Genomic DNA, 24,327 nt, shown 5'->3' with positions numbered 1-24,327 from the left:
CCAGTGCTGCAGCAAGTGAATGCGCAACATGCGTTCCAAGCCCACGGGAGGACGGCCATTGCCGGGCTTGGGGTAGTGCGGCTCGATCAACGCCACCAGCCGATTCCACGGCACGATCGTCTGCATCTCGGCCAAGAATGCGTCGCGCCGGGTGGGCTTGCGAAAACGCTCGAATCCCGCGGACGCATCGGCCGCCGCTGCCAAGGTCATCTGCTTCATGACCGTAATCATCGCCGCCCATCACCAGGGCGACAAGACGGACTACTGCCAGGCGCAGGACTTGATCAGCGTTTCCCTAGTGGTTAACCCTGGATTTGATTCACTTCGTCCGGCCCGTCGCTTCCCCCGCGACAGCCCGGGGGTCGATGACTCCCGGAACGTCAACCCTTTGATGAGGTTCGTAGACATGAAGAAATCGCTCATCGCGTTGGCCGTGCTCGGCAGCCTGGCTGCTGCGGCACAAGCCCAATCCAGCGTCACCCTGTACGGCCGTGTGGACCTGGGACTGAAGCGTGACATCGGTGATGACACCACCCGTCTGGAGCAAGGCTCGGGCAGCCGCCTGGGCGTGCGCGGCGTCGAAGACCTGGGCGGCGGCCTGAAGGCCCTGTTCAACATCGAGCACCGCTTTACCGCCGACGACGGCGCTGCCAACAGCACCTTCTGGGCTGGCCGCTCGGTGGTGGGCTTGGAAGGCGGCTTCGGCCAGGTCGTGCTCGGCCGTGAGTACACCCCGGCGCGCAACATCGCCAACCGGGCCGATCCGTTCGGCGGCGACACCGTGGGCAAGATGGAGCCCATCCTGTTTGGCGACATCCTGCCCACCCGTCAGAACAACTCCATCACCTACACCTCGCCGGACTTCGGCGGTTTGCGTGGCCAAGTGCAAATCACGGTCGATGAAGTGGCAGGCAACGACAACAAGGCTTTCTACGGCCTGAACCTGACCTACGGCGCCGGCCCGCTGTCGCTGGCCTACGGCTTCGACAAGTCGGGCGTGGATGACGACACCTGGCACCTGGTGACCGCCGGCTACGACTTCGGCGCCTTCCGCCTGATCGGTGCTTATGGCCAGGGCAAGCCCGAAGGCCTGGGCGCTGCGGACAAGCACCGCAGCTACCTGCTGGGCGCCACCGCCCCGCTGGGCGCCGGCGAGCTCAAGCTGGCCTACGGCAAGCTCGAGACAGTCGATCCGGACAGCGATGTGTCCACCAAGTTCGCCGTGGGTTACCACTACGCCCTGTCCAAGCGCACCACGGTGTATGCCGACGTGGCCCACGACCGCGAAGAAACCAATCACAAGACCGGCGTGGACTTCGGCCTGAAGCACAACTTCTGATCCCGCTCCGCTTGCAACTATCTCCTGGGGGGAAAGCCCCCCGCGAGATTTCGGGGTCCCTGGGCACAGGGACCCCTTTTTTCATGCGGGCCGGCTTTCGGCTATGGTTCGCTCCATGCTGCGATATCACACCGTCCCCGTCACGCCTTTTCAGCAAAACTGCTCCATCGTCTGGTGCGACGACACCCAACGCGCCGCCATCATCGACCCCGGCGGTGAGCTGCCGCGCTTGCGCGCCGAGGTCGAGCGCTTGGGCGTGAGCTTGGAGCAGATCTGGCTCACCCATGCCCACATCGACCACGCCGGCGCGGCCGCCCAGCTCGCGCGTGAAGACGGACTGCCCATCATCGGCCCGCACGAGGGCGATCAGTTCTGGATCGATGCGCTGCCTCAGCAAAGCGCCATGTTCGGCTTTCCGCCCAGTGAGCGCTTCACCCCCACGCGCTGGCTGCACGACGGCGACACCGTGACCCTCGGCCACTGCACGCTGCAGGTGCGTCACTGCCCAGGCCACACGCCGGGCCATGTGGTGTTCTTTTCGCCGCAGGCACGGCGTGCCTTCGTCGGCGACGTGCTCTTTGCCGGCAGCATCGGCCGCACCGACTTTCCCGGCGGAGACTACCGCACACTCATCGAGGCCATCACCCAACGCCTGTGGCCCATGGGCGACGACGTGGTCTTCATCCCCGGCCACGGGCCCGAAAGCAGTTTCGGGCAGGAGCGGCGCACCAATCCTTTCGTGGGTGGCACCTGAGGGTGACGCACAATCGCAGGCACCGCTGCCACGCAAGGCGTCCTGCCGATGAACACCGCTGAACTGCACCGCAAGATCTTCTTGGCCCTGCTGCTTGGCGTCAGCCTGGCGTTCCTGGCCATCCTGTGGCCGTTCTACGGCGCCGTGTTCTGGGGCGCCATCCTGGCCTTGCTGTTCATGCCGCTGCACCGGCGGCTGTTGCAGCGCATGCCGTCTCGGCCCAACCTGGCCGCGCTGTCCACCCTGGCGCTGTGCCTGTTGATCGTGATCCTGCCGGTGGCCTTGATCACCGCTTCGCTGGTGCGAGAGGCCGCCGTGCTGGTGAACCGGTTGCGCAGCGGCGAGCTCAATTTCGGCCTGTACCTGCAGCAAGTGATCGACGTGCTGCCGCCGTGGCTGGCCGAGGGCCTGGACCGCCTCGGCCTGGGCAACGTGGCCGCGGTGCGCGCGCAGCTGGCTTCGGCTGCCACACAGATCAGCCAATTCATCGCCGGCCAAGCCCTGACGGTCGGACAGAACACGGCGCACTTCGTCGTCAGCCTGGGCATCATGCTGTACCTGCTGTTCTTCCTGCTGCGCGACGGCCAGGCGCTGTCGATGCGCATCCGCCAGGCCCTGCCCTTGGACGAAGCCCACAAACGCGATTTGCTGGCCAAGTTCGCCACCGTCATCCGCGCCACGGTCAAAGGCAACGTGGTGGTGGCCCTCACGCAAGGCGCGCTGGGCGGGCTGATCTTTTGGGTCCTGGGCATCCAAGGCCCGGTGCTGTGGGCCACCTTGATGGCGTTTTTGTCCCTCTTGCCCGCCGTGGGCGCGGGCTTGATTTGGGGCCCCGTGGCGATCTACTTCTTGGCCACTGGCGCGTTCTTCAAGGCATTGATCCTGATCGCTTTCGGCGTGTTCGTCATCGGCCTGGTCGACAACCTGCTGCGCCCCATCCTGGTCGGCAAGGACACCAAGCTGCCCGACTACCTGGTGCTGATCTCCACCTTGGGCGGCATGTCGCTGTTTGGCATCAACGGCTTTGTGATCGGGCCGCTGATCGCCGCGCTGTTCGTGGCCAGTTGGGACTTGTTCGCCGCGCGCGCCAGCCACACCGACCGGGCCGACGGCAAGGACTGAGCACGCCCGGCCGGATCAGGCCGGATCGAAGCGCCGCGGCGGGCGCGGTGCACGCTCATACAAGGGCATCACCCGAGGCAGCACCGATTCGATCTCGCGGATGCGGGTGTCGCCGGCCGGATGGGTGGACAGGAACTGCGGCGGCGCGCCTGGGCTGGCTTGCATCATCTTGTTCCACAGGCTCACGCCGGCGCGCGGGTCATAGCCGGTGCGGGCCCCCAGCTCCAGGCCGACGAGGTCGGCCTCGGTCTCGTTCTCGCGGCTGAACTTCAGCGTCAGCAGTTGGGCGCCCATGTTCAGCACCAGGTCGCCCACATTGCCCAGCCCCAGCAGGCTGGACAGCAGGCCCGCGCCCAGCCGGGTGGCTGCCGTCTTGCCCATGCGCTCGCGGGCATGCTCGCGCAGGGCATGGGCCATCTCGTGGCCCATGATCATCGCCACCTCGTCGTCGGTCAGCTTCAACCGTTGCAGGATGCCGGTGTAAAAGGCGATCTTCCCACCCGGCATGCAAAACGCATTGATCTGCTTGGAGCCGATCAGGTTGACTTCCCACTGCCACTGGCGCGAACGCGGATTCCACGTCAGCGCATGCGGGATCATGCGCTCGGCGATGAAGCGCAGCCGCACGAGCTGCGGGTGGGACGGACCGGCCAAGGCCTGCTGAGCCTGGGCTTCGCGCAGCATCTGACGATACTGTTGCGCGGCCGCCTGCTCGATGTGCTCGGCCGGCACCAGGCGGGTGAAGCCCGAAGTGCCGCCCACGTCCACGCCATCGCGCTGAGCCTGGGCAGGCCATGTCGCGCTCAGCCCGGCGGCCACGAGGGCCCCGGTGAACCACCGCCGCCCGGGCTGCGCTGGCGCCAAGCGCCCCGGTGCACAGGCTGCCACGGCGGCCATGGCCTGGCACAACGCGCAGCCGGCGCGTTCATCGTCGAGGACCGAATGCCGATCGTCGTCCCTGCGCATCACACCTCCTGACGCTCTTGTCGTACCAACATCGCTCGCACCGCACCCAGCAACAGATAGGCCGGGAACGACAGCCAAAACGTCAAAAAGAAGTAGGCGGCATACCCCATCTCCTGCGCGCCGATGCCGCCGGCCCACCCGGCCACGGCGCGGCTGAAGGCGAAGATGGACGACAGGATCGCATATTCCGTGGTGGCCTTGGCGCGGCTGGTGATGGCCATCAAAAAGGCCAGAAACGCCCCGGTGCCCAGCCCGCCGGTGAAGCTCTCCAGGGCGCTGGCCGCATACACCGACAGCTGCTGCGGCCCCAAGCTCAACATCCCCCCTCCGAACGGCAAGGCCAGCACCTCGCCGCCCGGGGGCAACACCTGCTGCCCCCAAGCCGCCGCCGCATAGCCCAAGTTCGACAAGGCCTGCCACAAGCCCAGCACCCACAGCCCGCGGAACACACCCACGCGGTCCACATACCAACCGCCCACCAACCCACCGGCGATCGACAGCACCAACCCCAAATTCACACTGATGAGGCCGATTTCTTGATTCGAAAACCCGCTGTCCACCCAAAACGGCTTGACCATGAAGCCCATGGCTGCATCGCCCAGCTTGAACAGCAGGATGAACAGCAAGATCGTCACCATGCCGCGGCGCGACAGCAACTCCACCCAGGCCCCGAAGACCGGGCCATTGCGCATCAGGGCGGCCCGCGGCCCGTGGGCCGCCACCACCATCAGGCCGGCCCCAGCAAACATCAGGCTCACCGGGATCGCGCCACGGAACCACCAGCGGCCGCTGACGGCCACGATGGCATTCCAATCGGCCAAACGGGCCAGCGGCCCCAGCACCGGCCACAGCAAGCCGGCCATCACCAGCGCCAACGCCAGCGCCCACAGCGGCTGCTCGCGCAGCAAGCGCAGCTCCGCGGCCACACTGCCGGGCGGCGTGCCCGGACGGGCCGGCTCGCGCGGCGCCAACAGCACGATCAGCCCGTTGACCAAGAAAACCGCCGCCCCCAGCAAGTAGGCCTTCGACCAACCGAACCAACCCGACACCATCAGCAGCACGCCCGCCGTGAGCATGCCCACGCGATAAAAGCCGATGCGAAAGCCGTTGGCCAGGCCGTACTCCTTGCGCGTGAGCAGCTCGATGGTGTAGCCATCGGTGGCGATGTCATTGGTGGCCGACAACATCGTGAACGCACCGATGGCCACCCACACCCAAGGCCCGAAGCCCAGTTCGCTGGCGAACAGGCCCATCACCGCGGCCATGCCGAAGTTCGCGCCGGCCACCCACCAGCGATGGCGGCGCACCCAGTCCACCGCCGGCGCCCACAGGAATTTCACGGTCCAGGCCAGGCCCAGCAGGCTGAGCAGGCCGATGTCGGCCAAATTGACGCCCTGCTGGCGGAAATACACCGGAAAAATGTCGTAGAACACCCCCAGCGGCAGCCCTTCCGAGAAGTACAGCAACGCCACCCAAAAGAGCTTGCGTCGATACACGGGGGGAGGGGGCGTGCCGGCGGTCGGGGGGGAATCGGTCATGCAGACATTCTAGGGAGGGCCGATCCCCGCTCAGCAACGATTCACCAGCCAGATCCCCAGCGCCACGCCGACCAAGGCCAGTGCCAAGCGCAACGTGATCGCCTCGCCCAGCAGCAGCCATCCCATCAGCAAACCGAACAATGGCGTGAGAAAGGTGAACGAGGCCAGCCGCGTGGCCGGGTAGTGGCGCATCAGCCAAAACCACACCAGATAGCTTGCGAAGGCCACGACGACGGCCTGGAACAACATCGAGCCCCACAGCATCGGGCTGCTCCAAGCCCACGCCCAGGACTCGCCGGCCAGGGGTGACAGCGCCATCAGCGCCACGCCCGAGACGGCCAACTGATAGAACAACGTCTTCTCCGGCGCGGCCGTGCTCAGGCGCGTGGCACGGATGGCCAGCGTCGTGGCCCCCCACAGCAGGGCTGCCAACATCGCCAGCGCATCGCCCAGCCACTGCGTGGACCCCGCCGGAGCGGCCGCACCGCTGAACCCCTCGCTGAAGGCCAACGCCACCGCCGCAAAACCCAAGCCCAGGCCGGCCACCTGGCGCATCGACAAACGCTCCGCCGCGCTGATGAAAGGCATGCCGGCGGCCACCACGAAAGGCGACAGATACAGCAGCACCACCAGCCGCGAGGCCGCCGTGTGGCCCAGGCCGATGTAGATGCAGACGAACTCCGCGGCAAACAGCGAGCCCGCCAGCAGCCCGGGCCACCAGGTTCCATCGCGCGAGAACAGCGCAATGCCGCGCCACGAGGCCCAGGCCCACAACCACAAGGCCGCAATGCCCGAACGCAACCCCGCTTGAGCGATCGGCGGCATCAGCGGCAGCGTGACCTTCACGACGATCTGCTGCAGCCCCCACAACAGACAGCAGCCCAGCAGCAGTGTGACGGCACGGGAATCGAGATGGGCGCGGCGTTCAATCATCCGATGATTGTGCCGCGTCCCGGAATGTGGCGCTCAGGCCGCCTTCATCCGGATTGCAACCAGCGCACCAGATCGCGTGCGCTCATCGCCCCCGAGATGCGCCGCAGCTCTTGCCCGCCTTGCAGCAAGACCATCGTCGGAATACTGCGGATGCGATAACGCACCGACGTCTTGGGGTTCTCGTCGCTGTTGACCTTGGCGAACAGCACCCGGCCGCCGAGCTCGCGGGCGGCCTGCTCGAACTGCGGGGCCATCATCCGACACGGCCCGCACCACGGCGCCCAAAAGTCCACCAACACCGGCAACTCGGTGCGCGAGACCACCGCCTCGAAACTCGCATCGGTCAAAGCCACGGGTTCGGCCGGCAAGAGGGCCTGCTTGCACTGCCCGCACACGGGGGCATCTCCCAAGCGCTCCTCGGGCACGCGATTGAGGGTCAGGCAATGGGGGCAAGCTACCAGCATATCGACCTCCGCAACACCACTGGGAGATGGAGGCGAACGGCCGCACGACAAGAGCTGCGCCCATCGACCGAGCAGGGCCTTGGCCGCCGCCCGGCGCGTTCGCGGGGCTGCTGCAGGGCGGCAGGCCTTACTGCGGCTGGAATCCCGTCTTGCGGATGATGTCGGCCCAGACTTGTCGGTAGGCCGCTTCGCGCTGGGCCAGTTGGGGCCCGCTCATGAAGCCCACGTCCAGACCCCAGCCGGTGAGGCGCTGCTTGACCTCGGGCTCGGCAATGGTTTTGGCCAATGCCTGGGCGAATGGATCGAGCAGGGCTTGGGGCGTGCCCGCCGGCGCGAAGATGCCGTAAAACGGCAGGTCTTCCAAGCCTTTGAGACCGAGCTCCGAGAACGTGGGCACCTCCGGCAGCACGGCCTGGCGCCGGCCGCCCAGCACCGCCACCACGCGCAGCCGGCCGGCTTTGTGGTGTTCGATGAAATCGGGCACCGAGCCGGTGCCGGCCGCAATCTGGTTGCCCAGCATGTCGCCGATCATCGGCGCGCTGCCGCGATAGGGCACGCTGACCAGGTCCAGGCCGTAGCGTTGCCCCATCACCTTGACCAGGAATTCCGGCGTGGACGCCGGCGCGGGCACGCCGATGCTGGCCTTGCCCTGGCCTTGCGATTTCACCCAGGCGACGTATTCCTCCACGCTCTTGGCCGGCGTGCCGGCCGACAGCGCAAAGGCGTTCACGAAGGTGGCAAATCCGGCCACGGGCACGAAATCACGCGCCGGGTCGTACCCGGGGTTTTTCATCACCAAGGGCAAGATGGTGATGGTGTGGTCGTGCGAGATGAAGAAGGTGCTGCCATCGGGGGGCGCAGCCTTGAGCGTTTGCGCCGCGATCTGCCCGCCGGCACCGGGCTTGTTTTCCACCACCACCGGCCGACCGAGATGCTCCTTGAGCCGATCGGCCAAGGTGCGGGCGATGGCATCGGTGCCGCCACCGGCGGGAAAGCCCACCAGCAGCTTGATGGGCTGCGCCGATTGGGCGTGGGACACGCCTGCGGCGGCCAGCGCGGCGGCCGAGCATGCCGCCAGGATCAGGCGGCGGGTGAACCGGGTTGTCAGCCGGGTTGTCAGAGGCGAGGGCATGCGCGACTCCAGGGCAGTGATGACACGTGTGCGCACTGTAGCGGCTTGCTGCGGCCTCAGCGCAGGAACCGCCCGTCGGGGCCGACGATGGTGATCTCCACCCAGTTCGAACCGTGGTGGTTGGTCGGGCTGAAGTTCAGGGGGTTGCCGCCCAGCTCCCAGCCCCGGATGCCCTGGATCGCCCGCACGATGTTGTCGGGAGTGATGTTCGGCGCAGCCCGGCGCAGGGCCTCGATCAAAAAGCGTGCCCCCAGGTAGCCACCGTAGCTGTTGTAGTTCACCGGCACGTCGGCCGCGGCGGCTTCGCGGTGAAAGTCGCGCGCCATCGGATGGACCAGCCGCCAGGGGTAGGGCACGACCTGCGTCATCGCCAAACCGCGGGCATCGGCCCCCAGGGCCGGCACCGCGCTGGCCGCCACCGACAAGCTGTAGATCGGCACGTTCAGCCCGGCCTTGGCCGCTTTGACGAAGCCCACCACCGAAGGCCCCACCGCGATCAACAGCACGGCCATGGGCCGCGCCTGCGACAGGGCGGTCGCGGCCTGAACGGACGTGCTGCCATCGATGGCCAGCGGCGCCGAGGCCACCAAGGTGGCCCCCAGTTCCTTGGCGGCGGCTTCCACCACCGGCATCATCAGCTTGCCGAACTCGTTGTCCTGGTAGGCCACGCCCACGCGGGTCATCTTCAGCGTGACCAGCGTGCGCAACTGGTGCTCCACCTCGTCCTTGAAGCTGGCCTGCGAGGTGAACAGGTAGGGGTGGTGACGCAGCCGCAGCACATGCGCGCCGGTGTAGATGCCCACCAGGGGCACGCGCTTTTCGGCGATGTAGGGCAAGATGGCGGCCACCCCGGCCGTGCTGCCCAAGCCCGTGAGGGCCACCACCTTCTCCTGCTCGACGAGCTGACGCACGTTCTCCACGGTGCGCTGGGTGTCATACGCATCGTCCAACAACACCAGGCGGATGCGACGCCCGTTGATGCCGCCCTTGCGGTTGATTTCCTCGAGGGCCAAACGCTCACCGGCCAGCGGCGGCTGAAAGGCCATGGCCACCGGGCCGCTCAGCGGGGCGCTTTGCCCCACGATGATGTCACCATCCTGGGCCCCCGCCGGCCACACCCAGCTGCCGCCCACGGCCGCGGCCGCGCCCAGAACCACTCGGCGTCGGGTGAATTGAAGACGTGTCATGCCGGTCTCTCCTCGTCGAGCATCGTGCACCAAGTCGGGCCGGACGGCCCATCGATGTATCAAAGTGTCACGGAAGTGCACGGTCGTTCATATCCGGGATTGTCATGGCCTGCGTGAAGGATGCCGCAGCGCCGCACCCCGATCGCCCCTCCATTGGGGGGGCGGGACGGCCTCGCGACCTCCGGGTTTCTACGGAGTGCCTCCCATTTGTGCTGGGAAACCCCTAGTGCACCGCCGGCAGGCTTTCCTTACAGTGCCCGTACTCGCTGCACGCCGCGGCCTCCAGTCCCGGCGCTGCACAGGGCGGGGGACCGAGGAGACACAGAGAAGCACACGAAGAGACTCTGTGACGCACACAAGGAATGTCACAATTCGAGGGCGCCGGCCACAAGCCGGCGCCCTTTGTTTTGGGGCTCGCCCACGCCATCCATGCTCGAATTCCTCGTGGTCACACTGGCCTCGCTGCTGGCCGGTTTTGTCGATGCCATCGTCGGCGGTGGCGGTCTCATTCTGGTGCCGGCCCTGTTCGGGGTGTTTCCCGGTGCGGCCCCGGCCACGCTGTTTGGCACCAACAAAGGGGCTTCGGTCTGGGGCACGGCCTGGGCCACGCTGCAATACAGCCGGCGTGTGAGCCTGGCGTGGACGGCGCTGGCGCCAGCAGCCATGGCCGCGCTGGCGGGGGGGTTTCTGGGCGCCTGGGCGGTCACGCAGGTGTCTGCCGAGGGCCTGCGCCGCGCCTTGCCTTTCATCCTGGGGGCGGTCTTCCTCTACACCCTGGTCAAGAAAGACCTGGGGCGCCACCACCTGCGCCCCCATCGAGGACGCACCGAAGCCCTGTTGGCCTCGATCATTGGTCTGCTCATCGGCTTTTATGACGGCTTTTTCGGTCCGGGCACCGGCAGCTTCTTCGTGTTTCTGTTCGTGCGGGTGCTGGGCTACGACTTTCTGCACGCCTCGGCCTGCGCCAAACTGCTCAACACCGCCACCAACCTCTCGGCCCTGGCCCTGTTTGCCTGGAAAGGCCATGTGTGGTGGCACTACGCGCTGACCATGGCCGTGGCCAATGTGGCCGGCAGCCTGCTGGGCACACGCCTGGCGCTCAAGCATGGCGCGGGCTTCGTGCGCGTGTTTTTCATCCTGGCGGTGGGCGCCTTGATCCTCAAAACCGGCTGGGACGCCTACGCCCGCGCCTGAGCCCCCCTTCAGGGGGAGAGTCGGCGCCCATGAAGTCGGCGATGATCACCGGCTGTTGGTCCTTGCGCCTGCTCACGAACCATGGCATGGAACACCCAGACCCGCACCGCCCTGGCCTTTGGCGTGCTGGCGGCGGTGTGCTTTCTGGCCGTGGGATGGATGGCCGCCGAAGATGCCCGTCGGCAGACCTTGGGGGACGCCGGTCGCCATGCCGCGCATCTGGCGCAGCATCTGACCCACAGCCTGGACAAAGGGCTGTACGAACGCATGCGCGAAGTCCGCAACGTGGCCCAACTGGAAGCCGCCACGGCCGACGAAGGACGTTGGCGCCAAGTGCTGCAGCACATGCAAGCCAGCCTGCAAGACTATGTCTGGCTGGGCATCACCGATGCGAGCGGCAGCGTGCAAGCCGCCACCGACGGTCTCCTCGAAGGACAAAACGTCGCGCAGCGCCCGTGGTATCGCCAAGCCCTGCAAGGCCCCACCATCGGCGACGTGCATCCGGCGGTCCTGCTGGCGTCTTTGCTGCCCGGACGCGGCGGTCAAGAACCCATGCGCTTGCTGGATGTGGCCGCCCCGCTGTACCGCGACGGACGCTTGGTGGGCGTGTTGGGCGCACACCTGGACTGGCGCTGGGCGGAAGAGGAAGTGCGCCAGGCGCTGCGGGGCAACCCCGCCGTGCCGGACTTGCAGGTGCTGATCGTCTCGCGCGAAGGCCAGAAGCTGCTGGGCCCCCCCGAGGCCGCGATCGAGGCCTGGGGCGTCCAACGGCTGCACCGCCTGGCGACCGAGGGCCCGGCCGTGCTGGACTGGCCCGACGGGCAGGCGTATCTGACGGCCGCGCAGGCCAGCAGCGGCTACCGCGACTTCCCCGGCCTGGGCTGGACGGTGCTGGTGCGCCAACCGGCCCGCACGGCCTTGCAAGCGGCCCATGACTTACAGCTGCGCATCTGGATGATCGGACTGGGCGCGGCCGCCTTGTTCGCCGTGGCCGGCTGGTGGCTCGCCGGGCGGCTGGCAGCCCCGCTGCGCACGATCGCGGCCCGGGCGCGCGCCTTGTCTCAGCGCGCCTTGCCCGACCCGCCGACGCCGGCCGGCGGCGACGAGCTGGCCACGCTGTCGCACGCGCTGGCCGATCTGGTGGCCCAGTTGCGTGAGCGCGAGCGTGAGCTGCTCGAACTCAATGCGTCGCTGGAGCAGCGCGTGCGCGAGCGCACCGAGGCCTTGCAGCGCCTCAATGCCGACATGGCCAGCTTCAGCCGCAGCGTGGCCCATGACCTCAAAGGGCCGATCGGCGCGATGGCCGCCGCGGCCCAGCTCATCGAGCAAGAATGCGGCGCGCAGCTGTCTGCCACGCACCGCCAGCTGCTGCATCTCATCGGCGAGGACGGGCATCGGCTGGTGCGGCTGACCGATCAGTTGCTGGTCTTGTCCCGGGTGGACCAACAAGCCTGGACCCCGGCCATGGTGGACATGGAGCCGCTGGTGCGCCAGGTCTTGGCCGAATTGCAAGCCCGACCCGGCACCCAGCTGCCGGACATCCAACTCGAAGCCCTGCCGATGGCCTGGGGCGATGCCGCCTTGCTGCGGCAGGTGTGGGTCAATCTCTTGGCCAATGCCATCAAGTTCACCGGCCCCGTGCCGAACCCGCGCATCGCCATCGGCGCCAGCGTCAGCGACGAGACAGTCACCTACCATGTGCGCGACAATGGCGTGGGCTTCGACATGCAGCGCTACGGCGCCTTGTTCGACCCCTTCCAGCGGCTGCACACCGAGGCCGAATTCGCCGGCTCGGGCGTGGGGCTGTCCATCGTGCGGCGCATCGTGCAGCGCCACGGGGGGCAGGTGTGGGCCCAGTCCAGCCCCGGCCAAGGCGCTTGCTTCTATTTCAGCCTGCGCTCGGGGCCGCCGCCTCAGGCCCCTTGAACAGCCCCTGGTGCTGCTGACGCAGCAGATTCTTCTGCACCTTGCCCATGGCATTGCGCGGCAGCTCGGATTGCACGAACACCTGCTTGGGCACCTTGTAGTTGGCGATCTGGCGCTTCAGTTGCGCGACGATGGCCTGCGGGTCGAGCTGCGCGCCGGGCTTGGGCACCACCACGGCCACCACGCCTTCGCCAAAGTCCGGATGCGGCACGCCGATCACCGCCGACTCGGCCACGCCGGGCATCTCATTGATATAGCCCTCCACCTCGGCCGGATAGACGTTGTAGCCGCCGCTGATGATGAGGTCCTTGCTGCGGCCCACGATGGTGAGGTAGCCCTTGGCATCGAAGCGGCCCACGTCACCGGTCTTGAACCAGCCGTCGGGCGTGAACTCCTCCTGGGTCTTTTCGGGCATGCGCCAATAGCCCTTGAAGACATTGGGGCCGCGCACCTCGATATTGCCGATCTCGCCCACCGGGCAGCGCAAGCCTTTGTCATCGACCACGCGCACCTCCACGCCGGGCAGGGGCCGGCCCACCGTGCCGCCCACACGTTCGCCATCCTCGGGCTTGCAGGGGTTGGAAGTGAGCATGATGGTCTCGCTCATGCCATAGCGCTCCAGGATGGTGTGGCCGGTGCGCTCACGGAATTCGTGGAAGGTTTCCAGCAACAACGGCGCCGAACCACTGATGAACAGCCGCATATGGCGGCAGACCTCGCGTCCGAAGCCTGGCTCGGCCAACAAGCGCACGTACATCGTGGGCACGCCCATGAAGACCGTGGCCTGCCGCAGCAGCTCGCACACCCGCTTGGGATCGAACTTGGCGCACCACAGCATCTTGCTGCCATTGATGAGCGCACCATGCACCGCCACGAACAGGCCGTGCACATGGAAGATCGGCAGCGCATGCAACAGCACGTCGCCGGGCTGCCAATCCCAGTAGCTCTTGAGCGTCAGCGCGTTGCTCAGCATGTTGCCGTGCGTGAGCATGGCCCCCTTGCTGCGCCCCGTGGTGCCGCTGGTGTAGAGAATGGCCGCCAGATCGTCCTCACCCTTGACTGCGGTGTCGTGTTCGTCGCTGTGGTGGGCGGCGCGCTCCAGCAGCGTGCCGGTGCGGTCTTCGTTGAGCGTGAACACATGCTTCGTGCCGGCCTGGAAGGCCAGCTTGCTCACCCAGCCGAAGTTCTTGCCGGTGCACACCACCACGCTGGGCTCGGCATTGCCGATGAAATATTCCAGCTCGCTGTGCTGATAGGCCGTGTTCAGCGGCAGGTACACATAGCCGGCACGCAACGTGGCCAGATACAGCATCAGCGCCTCGACCGATTTCTCGGTCTGCACCGCCACCCGCGCCCCCGCAGGCAGCTCCAGCGAGGCCAGCAAATTGGCCATCATCGCCGTGCCGCGATCGAGGTCGCGCCAGGTGTAGCACAGTCCATCGTCGGTTTCGATGGCGGTGGCATCGCGCTGTGTCGGAAAGGCCGCGCGCAAAGCGGCAAACAAGTTGTGATTGTTCATGTCGTGTGCCATCAGTCAGAGGAGCCCGTGAACTGCGGCTCGCGCCGCTCGATGAAAGCCATCACGCCTTCTCGATGATCGGGATGTGCCGCGTAAGCGAAATGCTCGCGCCGCCATGCCGCATCGAACGCACGACCCAAAGCGATCTGGCGCATCGTGCGCTTGTTCAGACGCGCGGCATGTGGCGCCAGGGCTGCGATGCGGCGCGCGGTGGCCGTGGCTTCGGTGGCGACCTCGGCATCGTCCACCACCCGCTGCACGAACCCACGCTGCATCGCCGTGGCCGCATCCAGCAGCCGCCCTTCCAGCAGCATCTCGGCCACGCTGCCGGGGTCGAGCACCCGGCTCAGCACCGCCAATTCATCCGGCGCCATCGGAAAGCCCAGCCGGCCGATCGGCGCGCCCAGGCGGGCGCTGCGCCCAGCGATGCGGATGTCGCAGCAGGCGGCGATCTCCAGCCCGCCGCCCACGCACACCCCTTCGATCTGCGCCACCAGCGGCACCTCGCAGTCGAGCAGGGCCTGCAAGGCCGGGGCCACGATGTGCTCATGGAAATGCTGCAGGCTGTCGCGCTCGAAGCGAAACCCCGGCAGCTCGTCGATGTCGGCCCCGGCAGCGAACACCCCGTCCGCACCGCGCAACACCACCGCGCGCAGGCCCGGCTCACGCTGCGGCCAGCCCACGAACACCTCGCGCAAGGCCTCCCACATGCCCACGCTGATGGCATTGAGCTTGCCCGGATTGACGAGCTCCACCACCTGCACCCCCGGCAGCTGCGGATCGGGGGCCACGCCGATGCGTCCGCTCACGATCGCATCAGTCCAGCTTCGCGCCGGAGGCTTTGACTACCGCGGCCCAGCGTTTGATTTCGCTGTTGACGAACTTGCCGAAGGCCTCGCCGAAGAGCTCGGGCACGTCGGTGCCGAGATTGAGCCAGGTTTGCTTCAGCTCCGGCGTGTTCATCACGGCTTTCATCGCGGCGGCCATTTTGTCCACGGCCTCCTTGGGCGTGCCTTTGGGCGCCCACAAGCCGTACCACGTGGACACCACATAGTCCGGCATGCCGGCTTCGGCCGCCGTCGGAATGTCCGGGAACGCGGCGGCCCGCTTGGCAGCAGCCACCGCGATGGCCTTGATGCGGCCGCCGCGGATGTGCCCGGCCGACGAGCCCAAGCCGTCGAAAGCCATGTCCACCTGCCCGGCGATCAAATCCTGCAACATCGGGCCGGCGCCGCGGTAAGGGATGTGCGTGATGAACGTCTTGCTCTGCATCTTGAACAGCTCACCGGCCAGGTGATGCGAGGAGCCATTGCCGGCCGAGCCGTAGTTGCGCTTGCCCGGGTTGGCACGCAGATCGGCCAACAGCTCCGGCAGCGTGTTGGCCGCCACCTTGCCCGGATGCACCACGATCACCTGCGGCACGTTGGACACCAGGCCCACCGGCACGAAGTCTTTTTCGATGTCGTAGTCGAGCTTCGGGTACATCGACGGGGCGATCGCGTGGTGCGCACCGCCCATGAAGAAGGTGTAGCCATCGGGGGCCGCGCGCGCGGCAATGCCCGCGCCCACCGTGCCGCCGGCACCGGCTTTGTTCTCCACCAACACCTGCTGACCCAGCTGCTTGGTCAGCGCCGCCGACAGCGGGCGGGCAAAGGCATCGGTGCCGCCTCCGGCAGGAAAGGGCACGATGATCGTCACCGGCTTGGTCGGCCAGCCGCCCTGGGCCAGGGCCAGGGGCGTGGCCACGCCGGTGACGGCCAAGGCCGCTGCGGCCGCCAAGGCGCGCAAACTCTTGCGGCGAGGCAAATCGTTCATGGGCATGTCTCCTTCTTCGAGGTTGGATCGTCGTGGTGTGATCACAGCAAACGCTGCAGGGCTCGCGAGGCCACGACCTCGCCGTGGACGAAACGCTCGTGGTGGTCTTCGATGTGGCGCAGATCGTAGAGGTAGTTCACCATCAGGCCCAAGGACTGTTTCAGTCCTTTACGAGACAAGTCGCCAGCCCAGTTCAGCCGCTCCAGGCGCGCGCCATTGCCCAGGTGGAACTTGGCCACCGGGTCGCCACGCGGCGTGACCGACTCATGCGCCAGGTAAAACGCCGCCAGCAGGCTCAGGGCCTCGCGCAGCGGCTCGCTGGCCTGCTGCGGCTGCACGGCCGACCAAGCGCCTGGCTCGCCGCCATGCTGCACCAAGGCCGCCAGGGCCTGCAGCAGGCGCGCCTTCAGCTTGGGCGGCAGGTCCTCGCGCTCGCGCAAGCCTGGTGCGTGCTGGTTCAGCCACGCCACGAAGCCCGGGATCGGCGACAGCGTGCAAAAGGTGCGCAGCTGCGGAAATTCACGCTGCAGATGCTCGGCCACCCGTTTGATCAAGAAGTTGCCCAGCGACACCCCCTTGAGCCCCGGTTGACAGTTGCTGATGGAGTAGAACGTGGCCACCCTGTACTGGCGCTCATCGGTTTGCGGCGGGCTGCGCACATCGATCAGCGGGCCCACGGCGGCAGGCATCTCGGCCACCAGCGCCACTTCCACGAAGATCAAAGGCTCGCCGGGCAGTTGCGGGTGAAAGAACGCAAAGCAGCGGCGATCGGGCTGCAAGCGGCGGCGCAGATCGGCCCAGCCGTCGATCTCGTGCACCGCCTCGTGCTGGATGATCTTCTCCAACAGCGCCGCCGGCGAGCGCCAGTCCACCTGCTCCATCTGCAAAAAGCCCGGGTTGAACCACGAGGACAACAGGTGCAGAAAATCGGCCTCCACCGCGGCCAAGTCGGGGTGGGTCTTCAGCAGCTCCAGCAGCGTGCGCCGCATCTCCACGATCACGGCCGTGCCGCCGCTGGCGCGGTTGAGCCGCCGCAGCAGCTCCTGGCGCGGCGGCTCGGCCGCGTGGATGAGCGCCATCAAGCGCGTGGCCTCGGGCGCCTCGGCATAGCGCTGGGCGGCCTCGAGCACGGCCTTCGGATCGGGGCCGAAATCGCTGTCCAGCAGCTTGAAAAAGGCCAGGCGCTGCTCGGCCGTCAAGCCGGCATACAAGGCCAGCACTTCCTGGGCAATGGCCACGCTGTTGGACTCGCCGCGCTCGGACAGCAACCGTCGGCAGCCGTCCACCACCTGCGAGAGCAAACGCGCCTGAGCCCGCGCCGAGCGGCCGGGGGGTCGGCCAGGGCGGCCCCGCTGGGCCATGCGAGACAACAACATCATCGAGCCTCCCGTGACGTGAAGGGAACGCTGGGCGGCGCTGCGGCTTGCGCGCCCTCCGCTTCGGCCGCCCGCAGCGCCTGCAGTGCGTGCAACTGCGCCATCAAATGGTCATGCATCAAGCGCTCGGCACGGGGCGCATCGCGCTGCACCAGCGCTTCGATCAACGCCCGGTGCTCGGCGATCGAAGCCTCCAGCCGCCCCGGCCAGTGCAGCTGGCGGCCGCGCAGCATGCGCATGAATTTGCGCAGCTCTTGGGTGACGCGGTCCAGCCAGCGATTGCCGGCCAAGGCTTGCACACGGGTGTGAAACGCATGGTTGGCACGGTAATAGGCGTTCACGTCGCGGGCCGCGGCAGACACCTCCAAGTCCTCGTGCAGACGCTGCAGCTCGGCCAGCTCGGCGTCCGTGGCGCGCAGCGCCGCCTCATAGGCGCAGCGCCCCTCCAACAGCGCCATCACCGGGAACAACTGCTGCGCATCGTCCTCCGACAGCTCCGTCACCTGACAGCCGCGACGCGGCACCGCCGTCACCAAGCCTTCGGCGGCCAAAACCTTGAGCGCCTCGCGCAAGGGCGTGCGGCTGATGCCCCATTCGGCCGCCAGCGCCTTCTCGTCCACCCAAGCCCCCGGCGCCAGCCGCCGCTCGAAGATCAACGTGCGCAGCCGCGCGGCGACCTCCTCGTGCAAGGTCGTCGGCCGGATCGCGCTGTGCAGCTCGCTGAGATCGGTCATTGTCGGCCCGGCGCTGGCCCCATGCCGGCGCACATGGTCCGACGATAGATCAAAAATCCATAATTACAAATTACGGAAGAACCCTGATCAGCCCCCCCCCCCCCCCCCCCCCCCCCCCCGCCCCTCGTCCCCCAGCATCCGCGCTGGCCGCCGCAGCGGCGCTCCGGGGCCCGAGGGGATGACCTCCAAATCGGGGGGATGCGAGCACCCGCGGCGCGCTAGCGCCTCGAGCAGCCGGGCCCTATGCTTGCCACAGCCTCGACCGCGCCGCCCGGCATGCCGCACGAACGCCTCAGCCGCCACATCACCGCCACCTACATGAGCCTGCGCTTGGGGCTTGCCCTGCTGTCTGTGGCCTTGCCACCGGCGCTGGCCCTGGCCGGCGCCTGGCTGGGTGGCCTGCCCTTGCAGCCATCCATGAGCGCTTACTATCACGCTGGTGGCGGCGTGGTGCGCGACCTGTTCGTCGGCACGCTGTGCGCGGTGGCCGCGGGCCTGCATCTGTACAAGGGCATCACCCGCCTGGAAAACCAAGCGCTCAACCTGGCCGCGGTGCTGTTGGTCGGCGTCGCGCTCGTGCCCATGGCCTGGGAGTGCGGCGCCGCCTGCCCCAAGGTGTCGCTGCACGGCACGTTCGCGGCCCTGTTTTTCATGGCCATTGCTTACGTGTGCCTGTTTCGCGCCGCCGACACCCTGAGCCTTCTTCCCGACCCGGCCCTGGCACGACGCTACCGCCGCACTTACCACGCCCTGGGCCTGGCGATGATCCTCGCACCGGCGGCCGCCTTCGCTCTGGGCTGGTGGTTGGAGCGCAGCACCGGCCATCGCTGGACGCTGTTCCTCGCCGAAGCCGCCGGCGTGTGGAGCTTCGCCGCTTACTGGCTCGTCAAAACCTTCGAGATGCGCCGCACCCACGCCGACAGCCGGGCCGCCGAAGGCCAATTGGCCGTGCCCGAGCACGGGGTGGGCGATGCATTCAAGGCGCTGGCCGTGCAGGAACTGAAGCGCTGACCCATGGCGCAGGGGCCTTGCGCGCAGGCCCTCCAGGGGGTGAGGCCATCCCCAACGGCGCGCAAGCGTCGCTCGCGCAGCCCTCCACCGCCCGGCCCAGACGGCCCGCCGCAGCCGGCCCCCAGGGGTTCAGTCGATCTGCAGCGGTGCAAACCCTTTGACCAGCTCGTCGATCGCCTTCATCTGCGTCAGGAACGCCTCGAGCTTGTCCAGCGGCAAGGCGCTGGGGCCGTCGCACTTGGCCTGGTCGGGGTTGGGGTGGGCCTCGAGAAACAGGCCGGCCAGCCCCACGGCCATGCCGGCGCGGGCCAGTTCGGCCACCTGCTGGCGGCGCCCGCCCGAGGCCGCCCCGCCCGGGTCGCGTTGCTGCAGTGCATGCGTCACATCGAAGATCACCGGCAAATCCCCCGTGACCTTCTTCATCACGCCAAAGCCCAGCATGTCCACCACCAGGTTGTCATAGCCGAAGCAGGTGCCGCGGTCGCACACGAGGATGTTCTCGTTGCCCGCCTCGCGAAACTTCTCGACGATGTGCTGCACCTGCGAAGGGCTCAAAAACTGCGGCTTCTTGATGTTCACCACCCGGCCCGTGCGGGCCAGCGCCACCACCAAGTCGGTCTGCCGCGCCAGAAACGCCGGCAACTGCAACACATCCACCACCTCGGCCACCGGCTGGGCCTGCCAAGGCTCATGCACATCGGTGAGCACGGGCACACCGAACTGCGCCTTCACCGCCTCGAAGATCTTCAGCCCTTCGTCCAGCCCTGGGCCGCGGTAAGAATGGATGGACGAGCGATTGGCTTTATCGAAACTGGCCTTGAACACGTAAGGAATGCCCAGCTTCGTGGTCACGCGCACATATTCCTCGCAGGCGCGCAAGGCCAGGTCGCGCGACTCCAGCACATTGATACCGCCGAACAAGACAAAAGGGCCGTCATTGCGGCATTGGATGGATGGGGAAATGGCAACAACCATGGCGGTATCTCAAGAGCATGACATGCGGCCCCCGATTGTCGCACCGCAGCGCAGCGGCCAAGGCCTTGCGCGCCGGCCTGGCGCGATGAAAGGCCCGTGCGTTCAGGCCTGGGCGCCGGGCGCCGAACGCGGCTGGCGGAGCGGCTCCTGCGGCTCGGCCAAAGAGGAGAAGTCCGCGTCGTTCATTGCCGCACCCGACCCAGGCGCAGCCTCGCCGCCCGCGTACAGCGGGGCCTGCTGCGGCGGCGGCTCATCGGCCCAAGGCTGGCTGGGCATGGACCCCTGGAACTCGGCCACCAGCCCGGCGGCGCCGGCTGCTGCGGCCGCCTGCCGCAGCAGCTGAAGCGCCGGCGCGTCCGCATAAAAACTCGCGTTGATCTGCGTGTGACGGATCAAATACGCGCGAAAGCGCCGGAACAGCGCCGCGTCCACCTTTCCGGGCGCTTGCCAGAACGCGCTCAGCGGCCCGGGGTGCACCAGCCCCGGCACGGCATAGAAGCAATCGCCCAAAGTGATCACAGGCGCATGGTGGAACAGGGCTTGCAGCCCCACGGTGCTGTTGACCACCACCACCCCGCGCGCGTGCTTCAACAACGTGGGCAAGTGCAAGTCATGCACATAGCGCACCCGGCCTTGCAGCCCGAGCTGGCGCGCCAGCTGATCGATGAAGCGGCCATAGTCCACATACGCCCGGTCCATCGGGTGGTGTTTGATCACCAAACCATGCTCGGCACTGGCGTGCTGCGCAAAAGAGTGCATCACCTGACGGATCACCTCCCGCACATCGTCGAACGGCGAGTGATGCACGATCTGGCTGTCGTTGTGCACCTGCAGCGGCAGCAAAAACCAGCGCTTGCTGCGCTGCGGTGAACACAAGTCCTCCAGCACGCCACGCTGCTGCCAGGCGCGCGCCCATTTGCGCCAGCCCCCGCGCAGCCAACACCAGCCCTGGTGCAGCGGATTCATCGGCCGGTGATACACGTGGTGCGGATACCAGGGCTTGCCCAGCGTCATGGCCAGGCAGTACATCGTGGCGATCCAGGCCATGCGCCAGAAGCTTTGGCCCGTGGGCACCGGCTCTGGGAGCCGCTCATCCGGGCGGGCCGCATAGAAGGCCGCCTCGCGCGGCAGGCCGGAGTCGCCGTTCACCCCTTCGCGCTCCAAGGTGATGTAGTCGGGGCGCAGATAGCCCTCTTCGAACACATACACCGGCACCCCCTGCGCCCGTGCCACGGCGCGGGCCACGCGATGCACCGGGCGAGCTTGCCCAAACAGCACCACGGCATCGATGCGCTTGACCGTCAGCAGCGAAGCCAACCAATCGTCCCAGGCTTGCAGCCGGCCACGGTAGTCGATCGCGCCGGATCGGCGATAGAACCAGCGATCCCCCCCATTGAAATTGACCTTGATCACCCGGGCGCCAGCGGCTTCGAGCACCTCGGCCAAGCGGGCGAAAAACGGCCCCATCGGCCCTTGAAGCAAGAGCACGCGTCGGCGCGTCAGCAACTCGTGCAAAGGAGATTCAGCACACATCGGGCAAGGTCACACCAGGGATCAAACGCCCCAAGCCGCGGCAGTGGGGCCATCGTGAAAGAGGCCGTATTGTCTTCGTTTCAATGTGTCTTGGGAGCCATCATCCCCCCTTGGGGGGATGAGTCGGGTGACCTCTGAGAAAAATTCAATGCAAAATGCAAGCCACGCCAGCAAGCCACCCAAGTCACGGCCAGCCACGCGCACAGGCGTGGCACCACCGGCCCACACGGGGCCCTGAAGCCACGCCCCAGCGGGCCGCAAACGCTCAAGCCCCCGCCCAGCGCCGCCAGCCCAGCAGCCAGCGCCAAAGCCGGCGCCACGCGGGCGGCCGACGGGGCCCGAGCAGCTTCCATGCCAGCAGCTCGTCGAGCGCCCGCTCCGGCGTGGTGAACGCGCCCGTGGTGCGGCTGACATAGGTGGGGTACGAGATCAACACCCCGGCCACCAGTTCGTCCAAGCACAGCCGCCGCTGCCGTCGCGGCATGGGCCAATGATCCTGCGTCAAGCCCCAGCCGGCATAGAACGGGCAGCCATAGGTCACCACCTTGCGGCCGCGCAGCAGCGCCTCGAAACCCGCCAGCGACGTCAGCACATGCACCTCGTCCACCTGGTCCAGCAGCTCGTGCATAGGCGCATCCACCACGATCTCGTCGCAGTAATGGCGGGCTTGACCTTCCCCCTGGCCGGCGCGGCGCAGCCGGGCGACCACATCGGGATGAGGCTTGTACACCACGTGCGCATCGGGCACAGCGGCCCGCACCGCTTGCAGCAAGCCCAAATTGGTGCGCAGGCCTGGCGCGCCCAACGCAATGGCCGCATCGCTTTCCACCTGGCCGGGCACCAGCACCACCCGGCGCGCCCCCGCCGGACGGCGCCAGCCGCCTTGCCCCACGTTGTACTTGGTGATGCCCTGGGCACAGATGCGCTCGCGCAAGGCCCTCGCGCGGGCCAGCACAGGCGGCTCGAAGCTGGCCGTGGCCAGCAAGTGCTCCAAGTCCGACGGCGCGCTGGCGTCGTAGTAGATGCCGCGCCGATCCATCACCCACGACAGCGGCCGCACCAACTCGGCGCCCAGCCCGACCGAGCGCAAAAAACCGTCCTCCAGACGCACCAGCGCCAAGCCGCGCGCGCGAGCCTGCGCCACCTCGCGCCGCCCCCACACCGCCAGCGTGCCTTGCGGCGGCACTTGTTCGGCCCGCCGCACGAACTGCACCTCGCTGCCCGCGAAAAACGCCCGCACGATCGGCTTTTTCCAGCGCGAAAACCCCAGCGCGTACACCCGAGGCGGGAAGCGCTCGCGCATGCGGCGCTGCAAAGCCATCCACTGCATCAAGCGCTCAGGCTCGCAGCGAACGCCGGTTTCTGGGTCCAGGTAGCGCGGGTAGTCCACCAGCGCCGCATGCACCAAGTCCTCCAGCGCCACCGGGCAGCGACGGCCAGGCGCCGGCAGTTCATCGGCCGTCAGCCCCCAGCCGGCATAAAAAGGCATGCCAAAACAACGCACCGGCCGGCCCCACAGCAACGCCTCGAAGCCCATCTGCGAAGTGACCGTGTAGACCACCTCGGCTGACTCCAGCACGCCGCACGGATGCGCGTTGCTGGCCAGCAGCGTCACCCGCGCCGCCTGCCCGGGCGTCAACCGCTCGAAATGCCCACGCTTGCGCCCGGCAATCACATCCGGGTGCACTTTCAACACCACGGGCAGGCCCGGATGCTCGTCCAGCGCCGCCTCCAGCATGCGCGCAAAATGCTCCGGGCCAGCCTGACCGAAGGCGATGGACGCATCGCCGAAGGTCTGGTCCACCACCAGCACGAAAGGCCCGCGCACCGGCGGCGACGCCTCGCGGGCGTGGTTGTATTTCGACAGTCGCCCCTCGCGCCACAGCGTCTGCAGCGCCCGGGCCCGGGCCCGCTGCAAATCATCATGCGGGGCCTGCACCAAAGCCTCCAGCCGCGACGGCGCGCCGGCATCGTAGTAAATGCCCAGGTCGTCGAGCACCACCGACAGTGGTGGGTCGGCATGGCCCAGCCCCACCGAGCGCAAAAAACCATCTTCCACCCGCCACACCGGCAACCCATGGCGGGCCGCGAAGGCGTCAGCCACGCGCGCACTGGGTTTGCGGCCCCAGGCGAGGACGCCGTCGAGGCCTTCGACGGCCGGCCGGCGACTCAGACGCAGTTCAACACCCTCCAGCAAGGCCGGCAGGGTGGACACACGCTGCACCCCGGGGGTGAGGACAGCCAGGCAGCGGGGCAGAGAAAATGCAGGCATCAACTTCGTGGCAGGGTAAAAGACCAGGGCTGGATTGTCCTGCACCGAGCACAGATCCGGCGCATAAACGATCCCCGGCGCTTCCGCACCTGATTGAGTCGGCCCTGCAAAATTCATCTCGCGGTGCCGACGAGAAGCGCCGAACGTGCAAGAGTAGCGAGTCGACTCGCGAGCAAGCGGATGCGTTCGGCACGCTCCAGCCATGGCTGCAGGCGATCACGCACGTCTTGCGGCACCCCCAGCAGGCGGCGCTGCACGTCGCCCAGCACCCGCCTGAAGCGCCCGATCTGCGTGGCATCGCACGGCAGGCGCGGCTCGTAGTACTCCTGCCCGCTGAAGAACTGCCACACCACGTTCTCGGCCCAGCGCTCGACCACGGCCTCGTCGCTCAGACCATAGGCATGCTTCAGGTACAGCAGCGACACCATCAAGCGGATCGCCAGGCGCGGGCGCCCCGCAGCGCTCACGCCTGCGCCGACCACCTGCAGCGTGGGGCCGAACAGCTCTGCACCTTCGATACTGCGCCCGCGCCGGTCC

Annotated in this window: 21 protein-coding genes and 1 pseudogene; 6 read left to right on the top strand and 16 right to left on the bottom strand. The window is 67.5% G+C overall.

Annotation, left to right across the window (positions count from 1 at the left end):
• The coding region (locus F615_RS0115540; RefSeq protein WP_019562093.1) for a transposase at window positions 1-219 on the bottom strand (219 nt) is incomplete at its 3' end.
• A 187-nt stretch (window positions 220-406) separates the two neighbouring features.
• Here F615_RS0115540 and F615_RS18840 point away from each other — a divergent pair.
• The 3 genes from F615_RS18840 (at window position 407) to F615_RS0115525 (ending at window position 3,215) form a co-directional block, all read left to right on the top strand.
• The gene (locus tag F615_RS18840; protein ID WP_019562092.1) at window positions 407-1,339 is read left to right on the top strand and encodes a porin; all 933 of its coding nucleotides are present in this window, start codon (window positions 407-409) and stop codon (window positions 1,337-1,339) included.
• 115 nt (window positions 1,340-1,454) lie between these two features.
• Window positions 1,455-2,093, top strand: coding sequence for an MBL fold metallo-hydrolase (locus tag F615_RS0115530; protein WP_019562091.1), 639 nt, complete (start codon window positions 1,455-1,457; stop codon window positions 2,091-2,093).
• A 48-nt stretch (window positions 2,094-2,141) separates the two neighbouring features.
• On the top strand, window positions 2,142-3,215 hold the full coding sequence (locus F615_RS0115525) for an AI-2E family transporter (protein ID WP_019562090.1): 1,074 nt from the start codon (window positions 2,142-2,144) through the stop codon (window positions 3,213-3,215).
• 15 nt (window positions 3,216-3,230) lie between these two features.
• Here F615_RS0115525 and F615_RS0115520 read toward each other — a convergent pair whose 3' ends face one another.
• From F615_RS0115520 to F615_RS0115495, 6 genes are all read right to left on the bottom strand, one after another.
• Entirely contained in the window at window positions 3,231-4,181 is a 951-nt protein-coding gene (locus tag F615_RS0115520) for a M48 family metallopeptidase (RefSeq protein WP_019562089.1), read from the bottom strand.
• Complete coding sequence (locus F615_RS0115515; RefSeq protein ID WP_019562088.1) at window positions 4,181-5,719, bottom strand: MFS transporter; 1,539 nt, start codon at window positions 5,717-5,719, stop codon at window positions 4,181-4,183. Before F615_RS0115515 ends, F615_RS0115520 begins: the two co-directional genes overlap by 1 nt.
• A gap of 30 nt (window positions 5,720-5,749) precedes the next feature.
• Window positions 5,750-6,652, bottom strand: a complete 903-nt coding sequence (locus F615_RS0115510) for a DMT family transporter (RefSeq protein ID WP_019562087.1) — start codon at window positions 6,650-6,652, stop codon at window positions 5,750-5,752.
• A gap of 44 nt (window positions 6,653-6,696) precedes the next feature.
• A complete protein-coding gene (trxC, locus tag F615_RS0115505) occupies window positions 6,697-7,116 on the bottom strand; it encodes a thioredoxin TrxC (RefSeq protein ID WP_019562086.1) in 420 nt (139 codons plus the stop codon).
• A 127-nt stretch (window positions 7,117-7,243) separates the two neighbouring features.
• A complete protein-coding gene (locus tag F615_RS0115500; RefSeq protein WP_019562085.1) occupies window positions 7,244-8,248 on the bottom strand; it encodes a Bug family tripartite tricarboxylate transporter substrate binding protein in 1,005 nt (334 codons plus the stop codon).
• Between the two features lie 56 nt (window positions 8,249-8,304).
• Window positions 8,305-9,435, bottom strand: coding sequence for an ABC transporter substrate-binding protein (locus tag F615_RS0115495; protein ID WP_019562084.1), 1,131 nt, complete (start codon window positions 9,433-9,435; stop codon window positions 8,305-8,307).
• Between the two features lie 429 nt (window positions 9,436-9,864).
• Between F615_RS0115495 and F615_RS0115490 the strand changes: the two genes are divergently transcribed.
• Both F615_RS0115490 and F615_RS0115485 read left to right on the top strand, forming a co-directional pair.
• The gene (locus tag F615_RS0115490) at window positions 9,865-10,629 is read left to right on the top strand and encodes a sulfite exporter TauE/SafE family protein (protein ID WP_019562083.1); all 765 of its coding nucleotides are present in this window, start codon (window positions 9,865-9,867) and stop codon (window positions 10,627-10,629) included.
• An 81-nt stretch (window positions 10,630-10,710) separates the two neighbouring features.
• On the top strand, window positions 10,711-12,555 hold the full coding sequence (locus F615_RS0115485) for an ATP-binding protein (protein ID WP_019562082.1): 1,845 nt from the start codon (window positions 10,711-10,713) through the stop codon (window positions 12,553-12,555).
• Here F615_RS0115485 and F615_RS0115480 read toward each other — a convergent pair.
• Genes F615_RS0115480 through F615_RS0115460 form a run of 5 tightly spaced genes read right to left on the bottom strand, consistent with a single transcriptional unit; the run spans window position 12,518 to window position 17,999 of the window.
• Window positions 12,518-14,074: a malonate--CoA ligase gene (locus F615_RS0115480; RefSeq protein ID WP_019562081.1), complete on the bottom strand. Its 1,557-nt coding sequence runs from the start codon at window positions 14,072-14,074 to the stop codon at window positions 12,518-12,520. The genes F615_RS0115485 and F615_RS0115480 overlap by 38 nt on opposite strands.
• Window positions 14,075-14,085: 11 nt before the next feature.
• Window positions 14,086-14,883: an enoyl-CoA hydratase/isomerase family protein gene (locus F615_RS0115475; RefSeq protein WP_019562080.1), complete on the bottom strand. Its 798-nt coding sequence runs from the start codon at window positions 14,881-14,883 to the stop codon at window positions 14,086-14,088.
• A gap of 7 nt (window positions 14,884-14,890) precedes the next feature.
• Window positions 14,891-15,889 (bottom strand): Bug family tripartite tricarboxylate transporter substrate binding protein, encoded by a 999-nt coding sequence (locus F615_RS0115470; RefSeq protein ID WP_019562079.1) that lies wholly within the window; start codon window positions 15,887-15,889, stop codon window positions 14,891-14,893.
• 41 nt (window positions 15,890-15,930) lie between these two features.
• On the bottom strand, window positions 15,931-17,268 hold the full coding sequence (locus tag F615_RS0115465; RefSeq protein ID WP_232301046.1) for a malonyl-CoA decarboxylase: 1,338 nt from the start codon (window positions 17,266-17,268) through the stop codon (window positions 15,931-15,933).
• Window positions 17,265-17,999: a GntR family transcriptional regulator gene (locus tag F615_RS0115460; RefSeq protein WP_019562077.1), complete on the bottom strand. Its 735-nt coding sequence runs from the start codon at window positions 17,997-17,999 to the stop codon at window positions 17,265-17,267. Before F615_RS0115460 ends, F615_RS0115465 begins: the two co-directional genes overlap by 4 nt.
• A gap of 243 nt (window positions 18,000-18,242) precedes the next feature.
• Between F615_RS0115460 and F615_RS0115455 the strand changes: the two genes are divergently transcribed.
• A complete protein-coding gene (locus F615_RS0115455; protein WP_019562076.1) occupies window positions 18,243-19,010 on the top strand; it encodes a hypothetical protein in 768 nt (255 codons plus the stop codon).
• Window positions 19,011-19,139: 129 nt separating this feature from the next.
• Here F615_RS0115455 and kdsA read toward each other — a convergent pair whose 3' ends face one another.
• The 4 genes and pseudogenes from kdsA to F615_RS18830 all read right to left on the bottom strand — a co-directional run.
• Window positions 19,140-19,985 (bottom strand): 3-deoxy-8-phosphooctulonate synthase, encoded by an 846-nt coding sequence (gene kdsA, locus F615_RS0115450; protein WP_019562075.1) that lies wholly within the window; start codon window positions 19,983-19,985, stop codon window positions 19,140-19,142.
• Window positions 19,986-20,087: 102 nt separating this feature from the next.
• Window positions 20,088-21,518, bottom strand: coding sequence for a capsule polysaccharide biogenesis protein (locus tag F615_RS18835; protein ID WP_083932494.1), 1,431 nt, complete (start codon window positions 21,516-21,518; stop codon window positions 20,088-20,090).
• Between the two features lie 265 nt (window positions 21,519-21,783).
• A complete protein-coding gene (locus F615_RS0115440; RefSeq protein WP_033371649.1) occupies window positions 21,784-23,790 on the bottom strand; it encodes a capsule polysaccharide biogenesis protein in 2,007 nt (668 codons plus the stop codon).
• 257 nt (window positions 23,791-24,047) lie between these two features.
• A pseudogene (locus tag F615_RS18830) lies at window positions 24,048-24,327 on the bottom strand (transposase); the annotation flags it as partial.

The sequence above is a fragment of the Caldimonas manganoxidans ATCC BAA-369 genome, assembly GCF_000381125.1.
GTDB classification, from domain to species: domain Bacteria; phylum Pseudomonadota; class Gammaproteobacteria; order Burkholderiales; family Burkholderiaceae_C; genus Caldimonas; species Caldimonas manganoxidans.
Note: the sequence above shows the minus strand (reverse complement) of the source record. Positions and strands in the feature narration are given on the sequence as shown.

What these genes read in the sequence shown, in the direction of transcription:
- F615_RS18840 (WP_019562092.1), top strand. Translation starts at nt 407, where the DNA reads ATGAAGAAATCGCTCATCGCGTTGGCCGTGCTCGGCAGCCTGGCTGCT.
- F615_RS0115530 (WP_019562091.1), top strand. Translation starts at nt 1,455, where the DNA reads ATGCTGCGATATCACACCGTCCCCGTCACGCCTTTTCAGCAAAACTGC.
- F615_RS0115525 (WP_019562090.1), top strand. Translation starts at nt 2,142, where the DNA reads ATGAACACCGCTGAACTGCACCGCAAGATCTTCTTGGCCCTGCTGCTT.
- F615_RS0115520 (WP_019562089.1), bottom strand. Translation starts at nt 4,181, where the DNA reads ATGCGCAGGGACGACGATCGGCATTCGGTCCTCGACGATGAACGCGCC.
- F615_RS0115515 (WP_019562088.1), bottom strand. Translation starts at nt 5,719, where the DNA reads ATGACCGATTCCCCCCCGACCGCCGGCACGCCCCCTCCCCCCGTGTAT.
- F615_RS0115510 (WP_019562087.1), bottom strand. Translation starts at nt 6,652, where the DNA reads ATGATTGAACGCCGCGCCCATCTCGATTCCCGTGCCGTCACACTGCTG.
- trxC (WP_019562086.1), bottom strand. Translation starts at nt 7,116, where the DNA reads ATGCTGGTAGCTTGCCCCCATTGCCTGACCCTCAATCGCGTGCCCGAG.
- F615_RS0115500 (WP_019562085.1), bottom strand. Translation starts at nt 8,248, where the DNA reads ATGCCCTCGCCTCTGACAACCCGGCTGACAACCCGGTTCACCCGCCGC.
- F615_RS0115495 (WP_019562084.1), bottom strand. Translation starts at nt 9,435, where the DNA reads ATGACACGTCTTCAATTCACCCGACGCCGAGTGGTTCTGGGCGCGGCC.
- F615_RS0115490 (WP_019562083.1), top strand. Translation starts at nt 9,865, where the DNA reads ATGCTCGAATTCCTCGTGGTCACACTGGCCTCGCTGCTGGCCGGTTTT.
- F615_RS0115485 (WP_019562082.1), top strand. Translation starts at nt 10,711, where the DNA reads ATGGCATGGAACACCCAGACCCGCACCGCCCTGGCCTTTGGCGTGCTG.
- F615_RS0115480 (WP_019562081.1), bottom strand. Translation starts at nt 14,074, where the DNA reads ATGAACAATCACAACTTGTTTGCCGCTTTGCGCGCGGCCTTTCCGACA.
- F615_RS0115470 (WP_019562079.1), bottom strand. Translation starts at nt 15,889, where the DNA reads ATGAACGATTTGCCTCGCCGCAAGAGTTTGCGCGCCTTGGCGGCCGCA.
- F615_RS0115465 (WP_232301046.1), bottom strand. Translation starts at nt 17,268, where the DNA reads ATGATGTTGTTGTCTCGCATGGCCCAGCGGGGCCGCCCTGGCCGACCC.
- F615_RS0115460 (WP_019562077.1), bottom strand. Translation starts at nt 17,999, where the DNA reads ATGACCGATCTCAGCGAGCTGCACAGCGCGATCCGGCCGACGACCTTG.
- F615_RS0115455 (WP_019562076.1), top strand. Translation starts at nt 18,243, where the DNA reads ATGCTTGCCACAGCCTCGACCGCGCCGCCCGGCATGCCGCACGAACGC.
- kdsA (WP_019562075.1), bottom strand. Translation starts at nt 19,985, where the DNA reads ATGGTTGTTGCCATTTCCCCATCCATCCAATGCCGCAATGACGGCCCT.
- F615_RS18835 (WP_083932494.1), bottom strand. Translation starts at nt 21,518, where the DNA reads ATGTGTGCTGAATCTCCTTTGCACGAGTTGCTGACGCGCCGACGCGTG.
- F615_RS0115440 (WP_033371649.1), bottom strand. Translation starts at nt 23,790, where the DNA reads ATGCCTGCATTTTCTCTGCCCCGCTGCCTGGCTGTCCTCACCCCCGGG.